This is a genomic window from Telluria antibiotica (assembly GCF_011682055.1).
GTDB lineage: Bacteria > Pseudomonadota > Gammaproteobacteria > Burkholderiales > Burkholderiaceae_D > Telluria > Telluria antibiotica.
This window is the reverse complement of sequence record NZ_JAAQOM010000009.1, coordinates 1-20230: the sequence shown is the minus strand read 5'-3', so window position 1 is coordinate 20230 and position 20230 is coordinate 1. Positions and strand designations below refer to the sequence as shown.

At 62.9% G+C, this 20230-nt stretch carries 18 protein-coding genes; 8 read left to right on the top strand and 10 right to left on the bottom strand.

All coding sequences use genetic code 11. From position 1 onward, the window contains the following. Positions 1 to 15 precede the first annotated feature (15 nt). The 8 genes from fliE to HAV22_RS15445 are packed head-to-tail and all read right to left on the bottom strand — an operon-like array spanning position 16 to position 5437. Positions 16 to 312 carry a flagellar hook-basal body complex protein FliE gene (gene fliE, locus HAV22_RS15480; RefSeq protein WP_166860070.1) on the bottom strand — a complete coding sequence of 99 codons (297 nt, stop codon included), beginning with the start codon at positions 310 to 312 and terminating at the stop codon, positions 16 to 18. Continuing rightward, the gene (gene flgC, locus HAV22_RS15475; protein ID WP_166860069.1) at positions 309 to 746 is read right to left on the bottom strand and encodes a flagellar basal body rod protein FlgC; all 438 of its coding nucleotides are present in this window, start codon (positions 744 to 746) and stop codon (positions 309 to 311) included. The genes fliE and flgC overlap by 4 nt, the downstream gene beginning before the upstream one ends. Then, positions 746 to 1126 (bottom strand): flagellar basal body rod protein FlgB, encoded by a 381-nt coding sequence (gene flgB / locus HAV22_RS15470; protein ID WP_166860067.1) that lies wholly within the window; start codon positions 1124 to 1126, stop codon positions 746 to 748. The genes flgC and flgB overlap by 1 nt, the downstream gene beginning before the upstream one ends. Positions 1127 to 1175: 49 nt before the next feature. Continuing rightward, a complete protein-coding gene (locus HAV22_RS15465) occupies positions 1176 to 2315 on the bottom strand; it encodes a flagellar basal body P-ring protein FlgI (protein ID WP_166860066.1) in 1140 nt (379 codons plus the stop codon). Between the two features lie 4 nt (positions 2316 to 2319). After that, positions 2320 to 2892 (bottom strand): flagellar basal body L-ring protein FlgH, encoded by a 573-nt coding sequence (locus HAV22_RS15460; RefSeq protein ID WP_166860064.1) that lies wholly within the window; start codon positions 2890 to 2892, stop codon positions 2320 to 2322. A 14-nt stretch (positions 2893 to 2906) separates the two neighbouring features. Then, on the bottom strand, positions 2907 to 3893 hold the full coding sequence (flgA, locus tag HAV22_RS15455) for a flagellar basal body P-ring formation chaperone FlgA (protein WP_166860061.1): 987 nt from the start codon (positions 3891 to 3893) through the stop codon (positions 2907 to 2909). Positions 3894 to 3906: 13 nt separating this feature from the next. Beyond that, positions 3907 to 4689 carry a flagellar basal-body rod protein FlgG gene (flgG, locus tag HAV22_RS15450; protein ID WP_166860059.1) on the bottom strand — a complete coding sequence of 261 codons (783 nt, stop codon included), beginning with the start codon at positions 4687 to 4689 and terminating at the stop codon, positions 3907 to 3909. Between the two features lie 4 nt (positions 4690 to 4693). Then, complete coding sequence (locus tag HAV22_RS15445) at positions 4694 to 5437, bottom strand: flagellar hook-basal body protein (protein ID WP_166860057.1); 744 nt, start codon at positions 5435 to 5437, stop codon at positions 4694 to 4696. 208 nt (positions 5438 to 5645) lie between these two features. Here HAV22_RS15445 and HAV22_RS15440 point away from each other — a divergent pair, with 208 nt between their 5' ends. The 5 genes from HAV22_RS15440 to HAV22_RS15420 all read left to right on the top strand — a co-directional run bounded on the left by HAV22_RS15440 (position 5646) and on the right by HAV22_RS15420 (position 13864). Then, positions 5646 to 6824 (top strand): tetratricopeptide repeat protein, encoded by a 1179-nt coding sequence (locus HAV22_RS15440; RefSeq protein WP_166860055.1) that lies wholly within the window; start codon positions 5646 to 5648, stop codon positions 6822 to 6824. A gap of 29 nt (positions 6825 to 6853) precedes the next feature. Next, entirely contained in the window at positions 6854 to 7495 is a 642-nt protein-coding gene (locus HAV22_RS15435) for a hypothetical protein (protein ID WP_166860053.1), read from the top strand. Positions 7496 to 7886: 391 nt separating this feature from the next. After that, positions 7887 to 10706 carry a TonB-dependent receptor gene (locus HAV22_RS15430; RefSeq protein WP_166860051.1) on the top strand — a complete coding sequence of 940 codons (2820 nt, stop codon included), beginning with the start codon at positions 7887 to 7889 and terminating at the stop codon, positions 10704 to 10706. Between the two features lie 99 nt (positions 10707 to 10805). Next, a complete protein-coding gene (locus HAV22_RS15425) occupies positions 10806 to 12326 on the top strand; it encodes a tryptophan halogenase family protein (RefSeq protein WP_166860049.1) in 1521 nt (506 codons plus the stop codon). 29 nt (positions 12327 to 12355) lie between these two features. After that, positions 12356 to 13864, top strand: coding sequence for a glycoside hydrolase (locus HAV22_RS15420; protein WP_208296216.1), 1509 nt, complete (start codon positions 12356 to 12358; stop codon positions 13862 to 13864). A gap of 28 nt (positions 13865 to 13892) precedes the next feature. On the opposite strand, the gene HAV22_RS15415 is transcribed toward HAV22_RS15420, so the two are convergent. Further along, positions 13893 to 15977, bottom strand: coding sequence for an amidohydrolase family protein (locus tag HAV22_RS15415; protein ID WP_166860047.1), 2085 nt, complete (start codon positions 15975 to 15977; stop codon positions 13893 to 13895). A gap of 324 nt (positions 15978 to 16301) precedes the next feature. On the opposite strand from HAV22_RS15415, the gene HAV22_RS15410 reads away from it, so the two are divergent. Beyond that, positions 16302 to 16730 carry a DoxX family protein gene (locus HAV22_RS15410; protein WP_166860045.1) on the top strand — a complete coding sequence of 143 codons (429 nt, stop codon included), beginning with the start codon at positions 16302 to 16304 and terminating at the stop codon, positions 16728 to 16730. 152 nt (positions 16731 to 16882) lie between these two features. Here the strand turns inward: HAV22_RS15410 and HAV22_RS15405 are convergent, their stop codons facing one another. After that, positions 16883 to 18265, bottom strand: coding sequence for a TonB C-terminal domain-containing protein (locus HAV22_RS15405; protein WP_166860043.1), 1383 nt, complete (start codon positions 18263 to 18265; stop codon positions 16883 to 16885). Between the two features lie 697 nt (positions 18266 to 18962). On the opposite strand from HAV22_RS15405, the gene HAV22_RS15400 reads away from it, so the two are divergent. Next, entirely contained in the window at positions 18963 to 19280 is a 318-nt protein-coding gene (locus tag HAV22_RS15400) for a type II toxin-antitoxin system HigB family toxin (protein ID WP_166860041.1), read from the top strand. Next, positions 19270 to 19644, top strand: a complete 375-nt coding sequence (locus HAV22_RS15395) for a helix-turn-helix domain-containing protein (protein WP_166860039.1) — start codon at positions 19270 to 19272, stop codon at positions 19642 to 19644. Before HAV22_RS15400 ends, HAV22_RS15395 begins: the two co-directional genes overlap by 11 nt. The last annotated feature ends 586 nt before the right edge of the window (positions 19645 to 20230 follow it).

Genomic DNA, 20230 nt, shown 5'->3' with positions numbered 1-20230 from the left:
TTCCACGCTCTACTCCTACACCTGCATCCGCATGACTTCCTGGTACGCGTCCAGCAAGCGATTACGTACCTGGGCCAGCAACTGGAACGACAGCTTGGCCTCTTCCATGTGAATCATCACGTCGTGCAGGCTCGTGGCCTGGCCCGCCGCCAGCATCCTGACGTCGTTGTCGGCGTTGACCAGGTTGGTGTTGACCGCGCCCACTTCCTGCGCGAACCAGGCGCCGAAGCCGGTCGGCTGGGCCACCTCGGCGGCAGGGACGACCACGTCGGGCAGCTCGGCGCCGATCGCGGCGATCGCTTCGATACTCATTCCCGGCCTCCGATGTCGAGTGCCCGCGCGGCCATCGCCTTGGCCGCGCTCATGGCGGCGACGTTGGCGTCGTAGGCGCGCAGCGCGTTGTTAAGGGCCAGCATCTCGGCCGTGTGATCGACGCCCGGGTAGGCGACGAAGCCCTTCGCATCCGCGTACACGTTGCCGGGCTCGTAGACCATGCGCGCGGGGACCGGCTGCGCTTCCACGCCGGTGATCTCGACCCCGCCGCCCTGCAAGGCCATCAACTGGCCGAACTGCTGAGAAAAACTCAGCGCCACGGGGCGCGACTGCACGCGCAGCGGCTGGTAGACCTGGCCGGCACTGGCGGCGGCCGTGTTCATGTTGGCGATATTGGCTGCCGTGACGTCGAGCCGCATTTTTTCCAGCGCCATGCCGCTGGCGCTGATCTGGAAGGCTGCGTTGTAGTCCATCACCGTTTCCCTTCGTTGATCGCGATGCTCATCAGCGACAGCTGCTTGTTCAATGCCTTGAGCAGCGCCTGGTGATGCAACGTGTTTTCCGACAGCTGGGCCATTTCCTGGTCGAGCGCGACGCTGCTGCCCGCTTCGAGCGGCGCGTCATACACGAAGCTCGGACGGAAGTCGGCCAGGCTCGCCAGCGACGGCGGCGCCATGTTGCCGCGGCCGTCGCGCAGCGCGTCGAGGCGGCTCTCGAAGCTCACGCTGATGCGCTGGTAACCCGGCGTGTTCGCATTGGCGATGTTGTGGGCGATCGCCTGCTGGCGCATGCCGGCCGCGTCGAGCGCGAGGCCGAGCAATCCGACGGTGCTGTTGTCGATGATGGAAACCACTGCTGTCACTCCTAAGATGAAGAGGATGGATGCCGCCGGGGCGCCACGGTTATTGCACGATCAGCTCGGCGTGCAGGGCACCGGCCGCCTTCACGCCACGCAGGATCGCGATGATGTCGCGCGTGTTCGTCTTCAGGCGCGCCAGCGACTGCACCAGCTCGGCCACGGTCGTGCTGTTGGGCGCGACGTAACCGGTCTCGTTGCGCTCGTCCACGCTGACCCGGCTGTTCGAGACGGGCACCGACTGGACGCCCGGTCCGACCTGGCGCACGAGCAGGGGCTGCGAGACCGAGTTGTCGGTAACGATCGACACGCGCAAGTCGCCCTGCGAAATGGCCACGCGCGAGATGCGGACATCGCCGCCGGACACGATGGTGCCGGTGCGCTCGTTGATCACCACGCGCGCGCGCCGGTCCGGTTCGACCATGACGTTCTCGATATCGGTCATGAAGTCGGCCAGGCGCGCACGGCGCCCGTCCGGCACGGCGATCTCCACGCCGCCCGCGTCCTGGGCGACCGCCAGCTGCGCGCCCATGCGCGCATTGATGGCGGCGGCCACGCGGCTGGCCGTGGTGTAGTCCGGCTCCGCGAGCACGAAGGTGACCGTGTTGCGCTCGCTGCGCATCTCGCTGTGCATGTCCACTTCGACCGTGGCGCCGCCGGGGATCGACGCCACCGTCGGATGGTTCTTCTGCACCACGTTGCCGTTCATGTCGTACTTGTAGCCGCCCACCGACAGCGGGCCCTGGGCCAGGCCGTAGACCTTGCCGTCCGGTCCCTTCAGCGGCGCCAGCATCAACGCGCCGCCCACGAGGCTGCGCGCATCGCCGATCGACGTGACCGTGACGTCGATGGCGTCGCCGGCACGAGCGAACGGCGACAGCACGGCCGTCACCATCACCGCGGCGACGTTGCGGCTTTGTACGTCGTCGGCCGGGATGGTCAGGTCGAAGCGCGCCAGCATGTTGGCGATCGACTGGCGCGTGGTCTTGTTGCGCGCGGAGTCGCCGGTGCCGGCCAGGCCCGTGACGAGGCCGTAGCCCGTCAACGCGTTGTCGCGCCAGCCCGACATCTTGCCGATGTCCTTGATGCGCAAGGTGTCTCCCTGGGGCGCGCCGGCGGCGACGGCCGGAGCGCACAGCGCGGCGGCGCACAGCAGCGCGCCGAATGGCAGGGTCAGGATACGCATCGCATCACACTCCGAACCAGGTCAGGAATTTCTGCCACCAGGCCGGCGCCTGCTTGTCGGACAGGTCGCCCTTGCCCGCGTAGCGGATGCGCGCATCGGCCAGGCGGCTCGACAGCACGACGTTGGTGTCCGACACGTCCTGCGGACGGATGCGGCCCTCGACCGAGATGCGCTGGGCTTCGTTGTTGATTTCGAGCGTCTGCTCGCCGCGCACGGACAGGTCGCCGTTCGGCGCGATCGCCACGATGCCGACCGTGATCTGGGCCAGCACCTTGCCCTCGCGCTGCGTGCGGCCGCGCCCGTCGAGGGCATCGGTCGTGTGCAGCCCGGCGTTGAACGTCGTGTGCGGCGCGGTGGCCCCGATGCCGACGCTCGCATCGCGCGCGGCGCTCGTGTCGGCCGTGCTGCTGGCGCTCGCGTTTTCGTACACCATGACCGTGATGAGGTCGCCGATCCGGCGTGGACGCAGGTCCGACGTCATGGCCTGGAAGGTGGATGGCTTGTACAGGCTCTCGGCGCCCGCGCCCTGGATCACGGCCAGCAGCAGCGCCAGGCCGCACATGAGATGACGATGCATGTCGGTTTCCTCGTTTATTCGATCAGGACGGTGCCGGCCGCCGTCAGGCGTCCCGTCAGCGTCTCGCTGCTATGCCGGGTGCGCACGACCACCCGCTCGCCCGGCATCGCCTCGGCCTGCACGACGGCCGGCACGTCGATGCCGATGGCGCCGCTGTGCGCCTGCACCACGACCGTATCGCCCGGGAACACGGTGCCGCTGGCCGGCAGCAGCGCGCGCGCCAACAGCTGGCCGGGCTGCATGGCGCGGCGCAGGCGCCAGCCGGCTGCCGGTATCTCGATGGCCGGCTGCGCATCGAGGCCGGCCACGTTCTGTTCCTGCACGTCGAAGTCCGCGGCGCGCACGATGCTGCCTGCGGCCAGCGCGCGGCGCGCCACGTAGGCCGGGCGCTGCCACGTGAAGCTGACCGGGACCACCACGGAGCGCTGCGCCTGGCCGTCGACGAGCAGGTCGAGCCAGACGGCGGCGCGCGCCGGCAGGCGGGTCGTATCGAGCGGGCGCGCCGTGATCGTGTAGGCGCCACGGGCGATGTCGACGTCGGCCGGCGCCGCCTCGACATGGGCCTGCAGGCCGGGAAAATGAGGGCCCCACGCGGCCAGCACGGCATCGACGGCCGCGTCGCCCAGCACGGCGCCGGCGACCGGCTGCGCGTGGCGCTGCACGCGCACGTTGTCCGCGCCGCTCCAGGCCAGCGCCGCCGCCGGCCACTGCAGACGGCGCCGGATGAGCAGCGCGATCTGCGCGCGCGTCAGGCGCTCGACGGCATTCGCGCGCGGCGCGGCGCCCAGGTCGAGGCCAGCCACGTCGGGCGCGGTGCCGGCCGGCAGGGCAGCGACGTCGCCGAGCAGAATGCGCGCATGGTCGACCTCCACGTCCTGGCGCAGCTCGAGCGCAAGCACGGGCGCGGACGCGGGCGCCGCGCCGGACGCGAGCGACGGCGACAGCGCGATGGCGCATGCCAGCGGGAGCCGCAGGCTGCGGACCAGGAGGAACGACATCATGGGGACAATCCGCTTACTTGCGCAGGTTATTGCTCATGGCAAGCATCTCGTCCGAGGCCTGGATCACCTTGACGCTCGATTCGTAGGCGCGCTGCGCCACCATCAGGTCGACCATCTCCTCGACGAGGTTCACGTTGGACGCTTCGACATAGCCTTGCGCGAAGGTGCCGAATCCATCCTCGCCGGCGCGGCCGTTGATCGCGTCGCCCGAACGTTCGGTGGGCTGGTACAGATTGCCGCCGAGGGCCGCGAGACCCGACGGATCGGCAAAACGCACCAGCTCGATGCGTCCCGCCTCCATGGGGCTGGCCCCGTCGCGGGCGCGCACGAGCACGCGGCCGTCGGCCTCGATCGTGATGTCTTTCGCGTCGGTGCCGACATGGATCGATGGCTTGATCGGGTGGCCGCCGGCGCTGGCCAGGAAACCGTCCTTGTCGATGACGAGATTGCCGCCGCGCGAGTAGGCAGCCGAGCCGTCGGCAGCGACGACCTCGACGAACCCTTCTCCCTGGATCGCCAGGTCCATCTGCTGGTCGGTCTTTTTCAGCTCGCCGGCAACGAAGGACTTGAGGATGGACGACACGGCGACGCCGCTGCCCTGCCACAGACGCTGGGCGCCCGGCGCGCCGGCGACGGCACCCGCGCCGCCGAGGTCGCGGTACACCATGTCTTCGAAACTGACCTTGCCGCGCTTAAAGCCGGGGGTGTTCACGTTCGCCATGTTGTTGGCGATCGTGTCGACACTTTTCTGCTGCATGTGCATGCCGGTGGCGGCGATGTAGAGCGAATCGTTCATGGGGCTAGAAGTCTCCAAGCTTGCGGATTGCGTTTCCCAGGGACTCGTCGTTACCCTGTACGATTCTTGCCAGCGCCTCGAAGTGGCGGATGGTTTCGTTCAGCCGCACCATTTCCTGCGGCGAGCTGACATTCGAATGTTCCTGGAACCCGGGACGGAGCGGCTCGCTGCTGCGCGGCTCCGTCACGACGGCGCCGCCTTGCAGATACAAGCCGTCACCCTGCGGCAGCAGGCGCTCGGCATGCTCGAACAGCACGCGCTTGAGGCGGCCCGCCACGCGGTCGCCCTGGATCACGTCGCCGTTGGCAGCGATCCGGAACGGCCCGCCGGCCAGCGTGATCTCGCCGCCCTCGCCCATCATGGGCATCCCGTGCGCACCGACCAGGCGGCCCTGGACATCGGTCTTGAAAGCGCCCTGGCGGGTGTATGCGGGGCCGGTCGGCGTATTGACTTCAAAGAAACTCTGACCCTCGATGGCCACGTCCTGCAAATTGCCCGTGGACCGCAGCGCGCCGGCCGCCGGGTCGATCGACACGCGCGCGGGCGCGCCGGGCAATGCAGACAGGCGGAGGTCGCGTCCGGCCAGCGCAGCGTTCATCTGCACTTCGAAAGCGGACGTCGTCACGGTCTGCTTTTTGTAACCAGGAGTTAACACATTGGCGACGTTCTGGGCAATGCTGTCGAGGCGCAGTTGGTCATTCTGCATCGCGGCGGCGGCCAGGATCATTGAATCCATCGCAACTTCCATGTAAAGTTAAATTTCTTTCGCGCAAGCTTGCGCGGAAACAATCATAGCATCAGAGAAAGCATAATGAGCAACAATTTGCTGCCCCGCTGTTGTTTTTCTGGAATCGGAACGTGCGAAAAACACGCGCTTCAGAGGGGAAAACTGAGGGAAACGCGTCATTTTTCCGGCTCATACGCTTGTGTCATGGAATTATTAATAGCGTAGAATCATGTCAAATTCTTTCCACACTCGGGCAACCATGGCATCGATCGAGCAGCTGCAACAGCAAATACAGCGTTTCTCCGCCTTCCTGAAGATCGATCCAGACAATCGGTCACTGCTGCTCGAGATGGGGGAGCTGTACCATCGGGCCGGACAGCACGACGATGCCCTCGCCTACCTGGTCCGCCTGCTCGAACTGGAGCCGGGCTCGGTCGTGGCGCAAAGCAGGATTGCGTCGGTCTACTTGTCCCAGCACCGCTTTGCCGAAGCCTCGACGATCCTGCAGGCGCTTGCCGCCGGCGGCGAACGCAGCGCTGCCCTCGAGCACAACCTGGGCATCGCCCTCTTTTTCCAGGAACGCTACGACGAGGCGGCCGTCCGCTTTGCGGCCGCGCGCGACGCCGGGCTCGACAGCCCGACGAACGCGAAATTCCTCGCCTACTGCCTGCACCACGAAGGCAACCTGGAAGGCGCCAGCGCGGCATGCGAAGCGTGGATCGCCGGGGACGCCGGCCCGGCCGGGCGCGCGTACCTGTCGCTCCTCAGCTTCGACGCAGGCGACCGCGAGCGGGCGCGCGACCTGGCCCTACAAGTGCTGGCGGACGTGCCGGACAATCCGGACGCCAATGCCGTCGCGGGCTCGCTGGCGCTGGAAGACCAGGATATCGACAGCGCCAATGCGCACTTCGCCACGGTGCTGGCGCAGCAGCCCGACAACGGGCGCGCCCTGCTCGGTTACGGCCTGACTCTGCTGCACCGGGAAGACCACGCCGGCGCGGTGGCGGCCCTGACCCGGGCCAGCGACGATATGCCGGGCAACGCCGGCACCGACGTCGCGCTCGGCTGGACGCTGCTCACCGGCGGCGACGCAGCGGCGGCGGAAATCCGTTTCCGGATCGCGATCGAACACGACCGTGGTTTCGCCGAAGCCCATGGCGGACTGGCGTCGGCCCTCGTCCACCTCGGGCGCGTCGACGAGGCGAAGCAGGCCATCGTCGTCGCCAACAAGCTCGACCGGAACAATTTCGGCTCGGTCTATGCCCAGGCAGCACTGCTGAAACTGGAGCAGCGCAGCGACCTGGCGGACCGCTTGATCGCACGCGCCCTGGAACGCACACCCGTGGCCGGCGGACCTACGCTGCTCGAGGGCTTGAACAAGCTGCTCGTGCCACGCGTCAAACACTGAACGGCCGGGCTGCCGGCAAAGGAATCCGGATGCCGAACCTCGCCCGATCGCTGCTGGTGCCGGCGGTCCTCGTCACGCTCGGCGCCTGCCAGGGCCCGCCTGCACGCCACCTGGGCGATACGAGCGTGCCGCTGATGCAGCCCGGCTACGGCCTGGTGGCGACAACCCTCGTGTACCGCAGCCGGGACTACCGCACCGATCTGCCGACCCACACCCCGTCGTACCGGAAAGCGGTCGCGTTCTACGCCCCGCTGCGCGGTGCCGGCGGCACCGCGTTCGTCGTCCAGCCGTACGGCGACACGCGGGCGTCCTACGTGCATCGGCAACGCTCGGAAGACGCGGACCACGGCTTCCTGATCTTCCTCACGCCCGCCAAGCCGGGCAGGTACGTCCTGGATACGTTGCTGGTGGACGGCGCAAAAGAACAGCACCCCGTCGGGCCGAAGCATCCACCGTCATTCGAGGTGGTCGAAGGCGAAGTGACCTATGCGGGCACCGTGGACCTGCTGACGGGCATGGAAAAGCGGTACGGCCTTTATGCGCCGGTGTCCATGGGCGTCCAGGTGGTCGACGCTTATGCGTACGACGTGGCGACGATCAAGGAGCACGAGCCGCGGCTCCAGGCGATCACGATCAGGAACGGGCTAGCGCGGCAGGAGCCCGCCCACTGAGTCCGTGGCGTCGCCACATCGATGGCGCGCCAGTCGTCCCCTTCAATGTCACCGTCACTTCCGACGGACGCCATGGCGATTCAGATCTGCAGCCCGGCCCCGCTGCGGGCATAGGCGGATCTATCCGGAATCGCTATACATACACGCAAAATCCGCATAGCAATGTTACCAATGCTTTCTCGTAACATTGTTTGCGACAACCTTGTCGCACGCGCGGAATGGTTGTTCCCGTTGATACGGGCGTCAGGACCTGCTGGACCCGAGCCACATTCCGGCCTGTGGGAATGCGAATCAGATCGAGCCCGGCAGCACATAAAGGCATTGCCTAAAAAATGACTAAAGGGAGACATGAGCTGTGAGGAACGGACATACAAAAACGATCAGAAAGACGGTGTTGGCCCAAGCCTGCGCGCTTGCAATCGCAGGGCCAATTGCCGCCCATGCGCAAGACTCCGGCGCTGCCGGTGCAAACCAGGACACGAACGCTCCGACCACCGTTATCGTCACCGGTCAGCGCGCGGCGTTGAAATCGGCGCGTGACCTCAAGCAGGACGCCAACCAGATCGTCGACTCGATCCAGGCAACCGACATCGGCAAGCTGCCGGACGTGAATACTGTCGAGTCGTTGCAGCGGGTCGCCGGGGTGCAGATCCAGCGCCGCTACGGTGAGGGTGGCACCGACTACGACCATCGCACCGAGCCCGCGATCACGATCCGCGGCATTACACAGGTCCGCAACCTGATCGATGGACGCGACTTTTTTACGGCCAACGGTGGTCGGGCACCGGACCTGGAAGGCCTCCCCTCCGAACTGATGGCCGGCGTCGACGTCTACAAGAACGCGGCGTCCAACCTGATCGAGGGCGGTATCGGCGGCGTGGTCAACATTCGCACGCGGCTGCCGTTCGACTCGAAAGACGACATCAACGTCATTGCGGTAAAAGGCAATTACTACGACCGCATTCGCAAATCGTCGCCGTCCGGTTCCGGCCTCCTGAGCCGCCAATTCAAGACGGATTTCGGCCGCATGGGCTTCCTGGTGAATGCCACGGCGAGCGAGACCTATTACCGCCAGGACGCCGTTCTTCAACAGCAGCAGCACTGCCTGACCGCAACGGTTGGAAAATGTTCGAACGACCCGACGCAAGCCCCTTCCGCGGCGAAGGTTGCGGCCTACAATTCGATGCCGAACAAAGGGTCGCTCTCGGAACTCTATGTGCCGACTTCCTTCGAGATGTACCAGGACTCGGGTAACCGCAAGCGCCAGGGCCTGGCACTGGCCTACCAATGGCAGGTGAACAACGACGTTCTGCTCACGGCGCAGAATCTCTATTCGAACTACAGGTTCATCCGTCGCGGCGAATACATCTACGGCGACGACAAGAACACCGACCCGCGCGCAGCGGCGGGTTCCACGTGGACCTGGGGCGCCGATGGCAGCGCAACGAGCGGCGTGTTGTCGCCGCAAATTTTTTCGACCTCCCGATTCGACCAGGACGTTCGCAATCGCACGAACTTGTCGGCCCTGAACGTCAAATGGCGCATCTCGGACAAGCTCAAGTCGAAGACCGACTTCGCTTATGAACGTGCCAGCTATGACGCCGACCGGAATGGCGACTCCATCAAGCTGTACGATAACGAAAGCAGAAGCGTTGCCAACATTCCCAACCTGAATCTCGCGTTCGATGTGCGCGGCAAGATTCCGACATTTTCCATCGTCGATCCGGCCAACCCGAGCAACCCCTACGCCTATTTCGGCAATCCGAACAATTGGTATTACGAGTGGCTCGCCAACGCGGTCGACCGCCACAAGCTGAGAATGACGACGTTCAGCCAGGATTTCGACTACGACCTCGGCGATCACTTCTTCACCAAGCTGCACGTCGGCCTGCGCGCAGCCGATACCAAGGTGCTATTGCGGGGCAACTGGAACAATACCGGTGTCTGTAACGATACGGGTACCAATCCCAGCTGGGGCGCATGCCCGCTGATTCCAGTGTCCCAACATCCGGGTCTCGCCTACGCCGGACCTGCCAGCAACTTCATGAAGCCTGGCATCGGTTGGCCTGTTGCCGTGTTCCCGGAGTACGCCAATCCCAACTCGAACGTGTTCGACCGTACCGTCGCGACTTATGCGGAGCTGTTCGCCGGCAAGCCGAATACCTATACGTTCGATACGTCGTTTCATCCCGGCGATATCAATGAGCAGCACGAAAAGACGAAGTCCCTGTTCGTCACGGGTGACTTCGCGACAAACGTATTCGGTTACGAGTTCGACGGTACTGCCGGTGCACGAATCGTCAGGACCAATCAGACTTCGATCGGCTTTGTCCAGGACAGCGCCGGGTCGCACGCCGCCACGCTCGATAACAGCTACTCGAATTTCCTCCCCAGCCTGAACACACGCCTGCACCTGAACGAGGATGTGCAGGTCCGTTTTGGCTACAGCAAAACGATGACGCGGCCAAACTTTACCGACATGGCCGCCCATGTTCAGCTGAATCCGAACATCCCCTCGCAGTACGACGCCAACGGACGCCCCACCGGCAGTTCCGGCAACCCGTTCCTGAAGCCGATGACCGCGACTTCCTACGACTTGACGGTGGAAGACTATTGGGGCTCGTCCAATATGGCGTTCCTGGGCTTGTTCAAGAAGGATATCAAGGGTTACCTGGCCGGAGGGACCGAACCGATGAACTTCGGTGGCGTCACCTACGATATCGGCACCAGCATCAATCTGGGCGCGGGTTCGGTAAAAGGCATCGAAGCCGGTATCACGCAATTCTTCGATTTCCTTCCCGACCCGTTCAAGGGATTCGGCGTCCAGGCCAACTATACGTATGTGGATTCGAAAGTCGAGCTCAAGCCCGGGACTCTCATTCCCTTGCCGAAGCTGTCCAAGAACAGCTACAACCTGATCGGCCTCTATGAAAAAGGACCGATCCAGGCCCGTCTCGCATACAACTGGCGTTCCTCTTACCTCGACCAGATCAATGGCAGCGGTGTGTTTGGTGCGAACCAATATGCAGCGCCGTACTCGTCACTCGATGCTTCGGTGAGCTATCAGATCAACAAGGTCTTCACGCTGTCGGCGGACGCGGTGAATTTGAAGAACTCCATGTACCACACGTATGTCGAGCGCCCCTCGGGCGGTTTGTTATGGCAACTTAACGACCGTCGATATAGTGTGTCCCTGAAAGCAAGCTTCTAGCGCATCGGGCGGTTGCGCCACGCAAAGGCGCCATGAGCGAACGCGCCGCGGGATTCCTGCGGCGCGTTTTCGGCATTCGAGGCCAGACGAGGGGATAGGATGGTCAAGGGTAAATGGATCAGTAAAGTCGTCATTCTCGGCGGCGGTACCGCCGGATGGATGACAGCGGCCGCGTTGTCGCACACGTTCGGTCGGGCCGTCGAGGTGGTGTTGGTGGAGTCCGACACCATCGGGACGGTGGGTGTCGGAGAGGCGACGATCCCGCCGATCCGCACGTTTCATCAAATGGTCGGCATCGATGAAGCCGAGTTCATACGCGCCACCGGGGCGACGTTCAAGCTCGGCATCGAATTTCGCGGCTGGCTGAATGAAAGGTCGACGTATTTCCACCCTTTCGGCGCGTATGGGGTGGAACGCGACATCGGCTATTTCTTCCAGTACTGGCTACGTTTGAAGGAGAAGGGACAGGTTGCCGACTTCTCCGAATTCTCGCTCTGTACGTTGGCCGCTCGACATAACCTCTTCGCGCCAGCGTCCGAACGGCCAGGCGATCCGCTGCAGCATCTCCAGTCGGCCTATCACTTCGACGCCGGACGCTACGTGAAATATTTGAAGGGGCTCTGCATCGCGCGCGGCGTGTCGCACAAGATCGAAGACATGCTGACGGCGGAACGTGAGTCTGAAAATGGGCACATTACCGCTCTGAAGCTCAAGTCCGGCGAGCTTGTGTCGGGTGACTTGTTCATCGACTGTTCAGGAATGCGCGCCATGCTTCTTGGGCAGGCGCTGGATGTCGACTATGAAGACTGGTCGCATTGGTTGCCCATGAACCGCGCGTGCGCCGTGCCTTGTGAACAGAGACTGGCACTGACGCCCTATACGATTTCGACGGCCAAACCTTTCGGTTGGCAGTGGCGGATACCTTTGCAACATCGCGTCGGTAACGGTGTGGTGTATTCGAACGAATTCATCACGGACGAAGCGGCAGAGCGATGTCTGCTGGAGGGATTGGAGGGAGAGCCACTCGCTGCGGTGAACCGCATCAAGTTCACGGCAGGACGGCGCAAAACGCCCTGGTGCAAGAACGTGGTAGCCATCGGCCTTGCCAGCGGCTTTCTCGAGCCGCTGGAGTCTACCAGCATTCAATTTATTCAATCCAGCATCCAGCGCCTCATTCGATATTTTCCGGATACGGGATTTTCTCCAGTATGCGCACAGGCTTTCAACAAGGACGCACATCGGGAAATCGAAAATGTCAGGGACTTCCTCATCCTGCACTACCACGCCACCGAACGCGACGACTCGGAGCTGTGGCGCTACGTAAGAACCATGCAGATTCCAGACAGTCTGCAGGAAAGAATCGAGCTGTTCCGCGAGCGCGGCCAATTGAACCTCGCCGCCGAAGAACTGTTCCAAAGCACGTCATGGCATGCGGTCCTGCTGGGTCAGGGAATTCGACCGAAATCCTATATGCCGACCATGGCCCTGCAAGATGACGCCATGCTCGCGAATGCGTACGGCAATCTCGAGCGCAACTTCAAAAAAATCGTGTCGAGGCTTCCGGATCATGCTGCCTACATCAGGGACAACAAGCTGACCTCGACAGTCGAGGATCGCTGATGAGGTACTGTGACCAGGAGATGCCGTCCATGATCCTTCGTCCATTGCGAATCCTTATGGTAGGCCTGTGTTTCCTAGCTGGCGGTGCCCATGCCGACAACAGCGACGACAAGCCGGTGAACGTTGCGGCCGTCGTCAATGTCGACTGGCGGCATCCCGGTCCGCCGTTCGAAGGATGGGGAACCGCTCTTGCCTGGTTCGCCCATGTGTCCGGGCGATTCGCCGAGCCGCATCGCACGCAGTTGGCCGATTTGCTCTATGGACGGGACGGTCTCGCACTCAATATCGCGCGCTACAATATTGGTGGTGGCAATGCACCCGACACGCCGCCGTATCTGCGCCCCGGTGGGGATATTCCCGGATTCTGGCGCAAGCCAAGCGGGACTTCCGGGACGGATTGGTGGAATCCCGACGCCGACGATGCCTGGGACTGGTCTGCCGATGCAGGACAGCGCTGGTGGCTCGACGCAATCAAAGCGCGGGTTACGCCGCAAGAATTGATTCTGGAGGCGTTTTCGAACTCGCCGCCCTTTTTCATGACGCGCAGTGGCGTGGTGTCAGGTAACGTCAACGGGTTGGAAGACAATCTGATCCCGGGATTCGAAGCCAAGTTTTCAAAGTATCTGGTGCGCGTCGTTGCGGAACTTGAGCGGCGGCACGGCATTCGATTCAGAACACTATCTCCGATCAACGAGCCCAACACACCGTATTGGTTTTCCACGAACAAACAAGAAGGCGCGCATTGGTCGCCGGAAGCGCAATCGCGCATGTTCATTGCGTTGGCTCAGGTGTTACGCCAATCGGGCATGAAGACCGAGATTTCGGGGCCGGACGAAACCAATCCGCAGACTTTCTTTGTCGATTGGGCTGGTTTGTCAGCTGACGCGAAAAAGGCCATCCGGCAAATCAACGTCCACAGCTACGAATGGATCGGAAAAAGTGGGGTCAGGGATATTGCGGACACGTCGGGAAAACGGTTGTGGATGTCGGAAGTCGACCTGTCGCCCAGCAATGTGCGTGAAGACGTCAACGACATACGCCCAGCCATTGCGCTGGCGCAGCAGGTAGTCAGCGACATCCACAGCATGAACCCACGAGCGTGGGTACTGTGGCAAGCCATCGAAAACAGGTCTGCCGACTCGAAGAACAGCTCGAACTGGGGATTGATCAAGGCTGATTTTTCGAATCTGGAACGACCGGAATATCAGCTCACAAAGAAATTCTGGGCGTTTGCCAATTTCACCAGATTCATCAGGCCGGGATATCGGTTCGTGAAATCCGATAACCCGGATGCGTTGGTGGCGGAAAACCCGGAGACGAATGAAGTCGTCGTGGTGGCGGTCAATCCCGGCACCATTGCGCGGACGCTGGACATCCGGCTGCCCGCTCCGAAACGCGGCAAGACAGTATGCAAAACCTACATCACACAGGCAAACGATAACCTCGCCGCTTCGCAACCTGCCTCATGCGGCGCCAGGCTATCCGTGCAGTCGCTACCCATGTCAGTGGTGACTGTCGTGTCGACGCCCCAAAAATAGGGAGGACACGACACGAGCGGGTGGCCCCTCAGCGCCGCGCCGTCGAGAGCGAGCCCGAATCGCCCGGCTGTACCGGCAGCGTCTTGAGCTCCGGCTGCTGCGCGACGAAGGGCTGGATGCCGAGCGCCATGTCTATCTCGCGCGGGTAGATCAGGTAGCCGCGCGTGATGACGGCCGCCACCTTGCGCACGTCGCCGATGGCGCGCGTCGGGTCGCCGTCGATGAGCACGAGGTCGGCCAGCTTGCCCGCCGCGATGGAGCCGCGCTCGTGGCTCGTGCGCGTGTAGCGTGCGCCGTTGCGCGTGGCCACCTGCAGCGCCTGTGCCGGCGTCAGGCCGGCCTTGACCAGCATCTCGAGTTCGGCTTGCAGCGTGAAGCCGGCAAGTTCATCCGTCCCCGCCACCAGCGGCACGCCGGCGCGGTACAACATGCCGACGAACTGCACCATCTTCGCGTACGACTTTTCGTAGCGGTGCAGGGTCGCCTCATCGGGAATCTTCATCGTACCCACGTAGAAGCCGCGCTTGACGTCCGGCGGCATGTGGTCGGCCACCGGCGCGAACGGCTCGTTGATGTCGCCGTCCTTCTGCTTGAGGAAGGCAAACGTGGCGAGCGTCTGGTCGATCACGGTCTGCTGCTTGGCCAGGCGCGCGATGAACTGCTTGACCTGCGGCGAGTCGAAGTCCAGCGTCGCCACCTTCTCGGACGGGAGCACGAAGCGTTCGAGCGTGCGTGTCTCCGTCTGCGGCGTGGCGAGGAAGTTCAGCATGACCTGGTTGATGTGCTGGATTTCGTCATAGCCGGCGTCGAGCGCCTCGAACGCGCGCAGCCCGGCCGGGATATGGCCGGACACCCGCATGCCACGGCTGTGCGCATACGCGACGGTCTCCTTCAGGATCGCCTTCGGGAAGGAATTGTAGATCTTCAGTTGGGGGTAGCCGTGTTCGGCGTACCAATCGACTGCGCGCTTCGCTTCGTCGAGATCCTTGATCACGAAGCCGCCGTTGGACGAGTACGGGCTTTCCCCTTCGAGGAAGCCGGCCGGCACGATCTGCGGCCCGAGCAGGTTCCCGCGCGCCGTCTCGTCGAGCATCAGCTGGAGCTGGGCGTTGTCGTTGCCCATGTCGCGCACGCTCGTCACGCCGGCCGCCAGATTCAGGCCGCCTTCCCAGCGGGTCACGTGGGCGTGCATGTCGAACAGGCCTGGCAACAGCACCTTGCCTGTCGCGTCGATTTCGTGGTTCACGCCGCGCATCGGGGTCCCGGCCGGCAGCACGGCCGTGATCCGCCCGCGCAGGACGTAGACGTCGGACGGCCCCGTGAGCACGGCCTTGTCGCTGTCGAACACGCGCGCGTTACGCACGACCGTGAGGCCGTCGAGCGGATGCTGGAGCCGGGCCGCGAGGTCCGCCAGCATCTTCTGCTCGGCCAGTTTCTGGTGCGCGCGCATCGGCTTGATGGCGGCCTCCCAGCCGTGTTCGACGAGGGCCATCTGGCCCGGCTGGATGGCGGCGAACAGGCGCGGCCGCGTGTCATGCGTGGCCCACACGAACGTCGGCGACAGGCCGATGCCGGTGGTGGCGATCAGCTGGACCGTCCGGGACTTGCCATCGGCTCCCGTGACCTGCAGCTCGTCGAGCTTCGTCTGCGACAGCGTGCCGTTCGGGAGCAGCGGCAGCGTGCCGCCGGGACGCGCCGCCAGCGCGCCCAGCGCGGCCGACGCGACCTCGAACGAGCTGTTGAGCGGCACGTACATGGCCGTGCCAGCAACCGGGGTGCGCCCCGTTTCCGTGGTCGAGTGCCAACTGGCCGTGCCATCCTTCAGGTCGAAATGTTCGTCCACGGTAGCGCCGAACGTGGAGGCGCCCTTGACCTCGTATTCCGTCATCGTGCCATCCGGCGCGTAGCGGATGCGCTCCGTCAGTTCCGGGCCGCGGCCGTTGTCCTTGAAGACGAACTTGACCCGCGTCAGGCCGTCGTCGCCGCGCTCCACCACCTGCTCGCCGGCGCGCTTGCCGTTCTCGACGTAGATGTCGTAGGTCGTCACGCTGGCCGCGTGCGCGCTGCCGCAGGCCGCCAGCAAAGCCAGCATCAATCTTGTTGTCATTGTCATGTGGTCTCCTCAGGTTTGCAGCCGCTGCATGCGGCGTCGCGCACGACGCGCGTCGTCCGGCCAGCGATTATTCCACACCGACGGGAAGCTCGGCATGGCTTTTTGCTGTGAATTCGTTCATGCATGCGCCGGGAAAATGCTTGGTAAATAGACATACAATTTCCGCCTTGTTAATCTCCCGGCAAGGCAGAGCGAGCGCGCGATGAACCGGAAATGGAAAGCTTCGACGAAGGCGGGAATTGGAAGCGGATTGGCAGTGGCGGGGGTGCTGAGCGAGGATAGGAGCCGATCCCGTCCAGACAGCATGCAACCAAAGGAGGACAAATGCTTCAACGATGGTACAAAGCCATGCCCGAGTATGCTGTTCCGGGAATCGATATTGTGCGGCTAGGCGTCGCGGCAATCATCCTGATGCACCCCTTGCACGGTTTTTATCACTACCGGGACGTTGCACCAGGCTTCGGGGGCTACCTGAGCAGCCTCGGTTATCCGATGGGAGGCGTTCTGGCATGGCTAATCCTCGTCACGCAAACCGCCTGCAGTCTCGCGCTCATCGTGAATCGATGGGTCGTTCCAGCGTGCCTGGGGCACATCGTGATTGTCACGTTCGGCATCATCCACTTTCATCGCCCGCACGGCTGGTATGTCACGGGGCCTGGGGAACACGGGATGGAATGGGGCTTCATATTGCTGGTGTGCCTGTTCGGCGTATTGCGCGCCTATTGGCGTCCTTCGACCGGCGTCAGGACTTAAACTGGCGAAATTCGACCCTCGAATTGCCCAACACAGCGCTAGGTCTGCTTTTGGCCGTTCTCGGCAGTTCGGTCCAACATACCGTCTTGTCATTCTGAAAAAGTCACTCAGTGTCACGACGGAAGGAATAGGCCGGAACTGGCCAAGAGCGCTTATTGAAGGCGGATGGCGTAGTCGAAAACCCAGGTGCGCCGAATTTCGATGACGTCATACCGGTGCGCAAGCGAGGGCGGGAACGCCCCGTAGGGTGCTTGGCTGGCAATGATCTTGCGTATGGCGTCGTCGAGAGCCGGAACGCCACTCGACACTTCAAACGTCACCTTCTCCACGGAGCCGTCGGCGCGCACCGCAACCGTCACTGTGGGTTGTGTGTGCGGCTGCTTGAGCAGCTCACGCACCATGTCAATTGTCAGATTCAGCTCGATTTTCCGGCTCATCGCGTCTGCGTACAACACCAGATCCTGGTCCGGGTCCGCACGGCCGAACAGCCATCGCCGACGCAGGCCGCTCACCGTCGGCAACGGCGAGTTGGCCTGACGGTCCACCGTGTTTTCGCGCTGCGCCCGTTCGAGGTCGAGTTGCTTGCCGATCTGACGTAGCCGCTCTTCGCGCGCCGATTCCTGCGCCTCGCGCTCAGCCAGTGCCTGTTCCTTTTTCGCGAGTTCCTGCCGTGCTGCCTCTTGCCCGACCGCTTCCTGCCGCGCCGCTTCCTGCCGCGCCGCTTCCTGCCGTACCGCTTCCTGGCGGACCGCTTCATGACGCGCCGCTTCCTGACGTGCCGCTTCCTGACGTGCCGCTTCCTGACGTGCCGCTTCCTGACGTGCCGCTTCCTGACGTGCCACTTCCTGCCGTATCGCTTCCTGCCGCGCCGCTTCCTGGCGGACCGCTTCCTGACGTGCCGCTTCCTGACGTGCCGCTTCCTGCCGTGCCGCTTCCTGCCGTGCTTCTTCTCGCTTCGCGGCTTCCTGTCCGGCCAGCTCCTGCTTCGCGGCTTCCTGACGTGCCGCTTCAGCACGGGCTGCCTGCTGCCTCGCTTGATCCTGCTTTGCGGCTTCCAGACGGGTCGCTTCGGCATCGGCGGCCTGCTGTCGCGCAGTCTCCTGCTTCAACGCTTCTTCCTTTGCCAGCTCTTGTTTTGCCACCTCTTGCCTAGCCAACTCTTGTCTTGCCTCTTCCTGCTTCGCTTCCAATTGCAAAAGCTCTTGCTTGGCTACCTCGGCCCTTGTCGCTTCCTCCTTCGCGTCCTGCTCGGCCAATGCCGCGTTGCGCCGCAGCTCTTCCTGCCCCCGTGCCTCACGTCGAGTCTTGGCGAGAATCTCCACTTGCCGCTCCCGCCCCACGTCGGCAGGAGCCTGCGCTGCGACCTGTCCTGGTAGCTGCCGTTGCTCGACCGGCTTCATCACAAGTCGCTCCGCTTTCCCGAACTCTTTGGATTCGGAAGGCAGGTCTTTTGGACGGACGACGTTGGTGATGACCTTGTGCGCCGCGACGGGCGCCGGCGTCAACTCTTTTGGAGCCGGGGGAAGGTGCGCCAAGGGAGTCGCTCCTTCGCTGACGTGCTCGTGCACTGGAGCGGGAGGGGCCGGCACTGGCGGTAATGGCGGCGCCAGTCGAATATGCAGCCCGTCGGCGCGAAGTGGTCGCGCTTGCCAAAAAAAGGTGAAACCCGGCATCCCGAACGATTGCCCGCCGAGCGAAATGCTCAACAACAACGCATGCGCCAGCAAAGACAACAATAATGCTGTGGTTGATCGCCAATGTGCGCGCTGTGCTGTCGAAGCGGTTATCAAATGTCAGCCTTGTGCAGGTCCAGTGAATACAGTCACCGATTTTACATACTCGACAATTCAAGCGATAGGATAGCGGCCGGTCGAGCCAGCATGGCAATCTGCCGGCCTGACTCTCGGCCAATGGCCGACGGTGTGGATGCGTCAGTGTACGGTGTTGTTACTCATACAGCAATCCGCAGCTCGGCCGCTAACTACCCTCCCAACGGAAAACAGAAGGCAGATGCGGTGCTCTAGAATTTTGAAAACTGGTGACGTTAATCAGCGCCGGAGCGCTAATCTAAAGAATTCTGGAGGCGAGGACGGGAGTCGAACTCGTCTAGACGGCTTTTCAGGCCGTTTAACCCCTTAAGAATCAATGAGTTAGGCCAGAACTACACTTTACGCCACATAAGCACGCCAACCTCCGGTTGCCTTAGTCCCAAATTGGGACTATCATGGACGTGTGCGAATCCTATCCCTACCTACACTTCAGACCTTCTACGAACGACCTGAATATGCCGACTCGAAGGAGCCGCTTCTTACCTGGCATGGCCATGTCCTCAAGGCCAGGTGGCAAACCCCGGCGGACGTCAAGGCCGATTTTGGTACCGCGAGCATCCTGAAGGACGGACGCGTGGTCTTCAATATCGCTGGCAACAAGTATCGCCTGGTCATGTCCATCAACTATCCGTACGGGATCGTTTTCGTCAAGTTCGTCGGCACGCACAAGCAGTACGACGCCATCGATGCACAAACTATCGAGGGACATCATGGACATTAAGCCTATCCGTACCGAAGCAGACTATCAAGCAGCGCTCCGCGAGGTTGAATCGCTCATGACTGCCGAGTTCGGGACACCAGAGGGCGACCGTTTGGATGTGCTTGCGACACTGGTTGAAGCCTACGAGGCAAAACACTTCCCAATGGAAATCGCAGATCCGGTCGAGGCCATCAAGTTCCAGATGGACCAGAAGGGCCTCACCGTCAAGGATCTCGAGCCGATGATTGGCCGATCCAACAGGGTGTACGAGGTGCTGAACCGTATTCGTCCTCTGACACTCCCTATGATCTGGAAGCTGCACAAGGGGCTTGGCATACCTGCCGAGGCGCTTATTCAGCCGCCCAAGGGCACTGCCTCTGTTTAACGGCGCACACAAAAGGCGGGGCGGTTCAAACAGTACGAACAAATGCATCCGCTAGATCGAAGCCACTCTGCCCGCGTCCTGTAGCGGACATCTCGCGGGCCAACAGTACGCCAGTTGACGCTCCCGGTCAGGAAGAAAGAACGCCCTTGTACGCGTGACGCGCCGTACCGGGCCGCGCGCCCTTCGTAGTTGCTCACGAAGGGATTGCCCTCCCAGATGTCCCCCTCATGTCTGGCGGCAGGTTTGCCACGCACCGGCGCTCGGCAGCACTGGCGGCGGCGAGAAGCCCGACCAGATCCGGGGTCAGGAGCCGCGTCAACTGCTGCCGTTGCCTCGCCGAGGGCAGCCCCGGGGTGTCGTAGGCAATCACCCACCGGTAAAACGCCTCGGCCGCGGCCATGGGGGTCGGACTGGCGCCGAACGCGAACACGTGGATGGCAGCCAAACGGACGAACAGATGTAAGCGTCGTCCCAGCACCGTGTAGACACCCGATAGCGCGCCACTCAACATAGTCCCCACTATTTTTTAGCGGGGACTATTTTGGCGGGTGAAGCAGAACAAAAGAAGCGTCGGCGCAGCACGAAT

Bases quoted from the DNA above. Each gene is read 5' to 3' on its own strand.
- fliE (WP_166860070.1), bottom strand. From the start codon at position 312: ATGAGTATCGAAGCGATCGCCGCGATCGGCGCCGAGCTGCCCGACGTG.
- flgC (WP_166860069.1), bottom strand. From the start codon at position 746: ATGGACTACAACGCAGCCTTCCAGATCAGCGCCAGCGGCATGGCGCTG.
- HAV22_RS15465 (WP_166860066.1), bottom strand. From the start codon at position 2,315: ATGCGTATCCTGACCCTGCCATTCGGCGCGCTGCTGTGCGCCGCCGCG.
- HAV22_RS15460 (WP_166860064.1), bottom strand. From the start codon at position 2,892: ATGCATCGTCATCTCATGTGCGGCCTGGCGCTGCTGCTGGCCGTGATC.
- flgA (WP_166860061.1), bottom strand. From the start codon at position 3,893: ATGATGTCGTTCCTCCTGGTCCGCAGCCTGCGGCTCCCGCTGGCATGC.
- flgG (WP_166860059.1), bottom strand. From the start codon at position 4,689: ATGAACGATTCGCTCTACATCGCCGCCACCGGCATGCACATGCAGCAG.
- HAV22_RS15445 (WP_166860057.1), bottom strand. From the start codon at position 5,437: ATGGAAGTTGCGATGGATTCAATGATCCTGGCCGCCGCCGCGATGCAG.
- HAV22_RS15440 (WP_166860055.1), top strand. From the start codon at position 5,646: ATGTCAAATTCTTTCCACACTCGGGCAACCATGGCATCGATCGAGCAG.
- HAV22_RS15435 (WP_166860053.1), top strand. From the start codon at position 6,854: ATGCCGAACCTCGCCCGATCGCTGCTGGTGCCGGCGGTCCTCGTCACG.
- HAV22_RS15425 (WP_166860049.1), top strand. From the start codon at position 10,806: ATGGTCAAGGGTAAATGGATCAGTAAAGTCGTCATTCTCGGCGGCGGT.
- HAV22_RS15420 (WP_208296216.1), top strand. From the start codon at position 12,356: ATGATCCTTCGTCCATTGCGAATCCTTATGGTAGGCCTGTGTTTCCTA.
- HAV22_RS15415 (WP_166860047.1), bottom strand. From the start codon at position 15,977: ATGACAATGACAACAAGATTGATGCTGGCTTTGCTGGCGGCCTGCGGC.
- HAV22_RS15410 (WP_166860045.1), top strand. From the start codon at position 16,302: ATGCTTCAACGATGGTACAAAGCCATGCCCGAGTATGCTGTTCCGGGA.
- HAV22_RS15395 (WP_166860039.1), top strand. From the start codon at position 19,270: ATGGACATTAAGCCTATCCGTACCGAAGCAGACTATCAAGCAGCGCTC.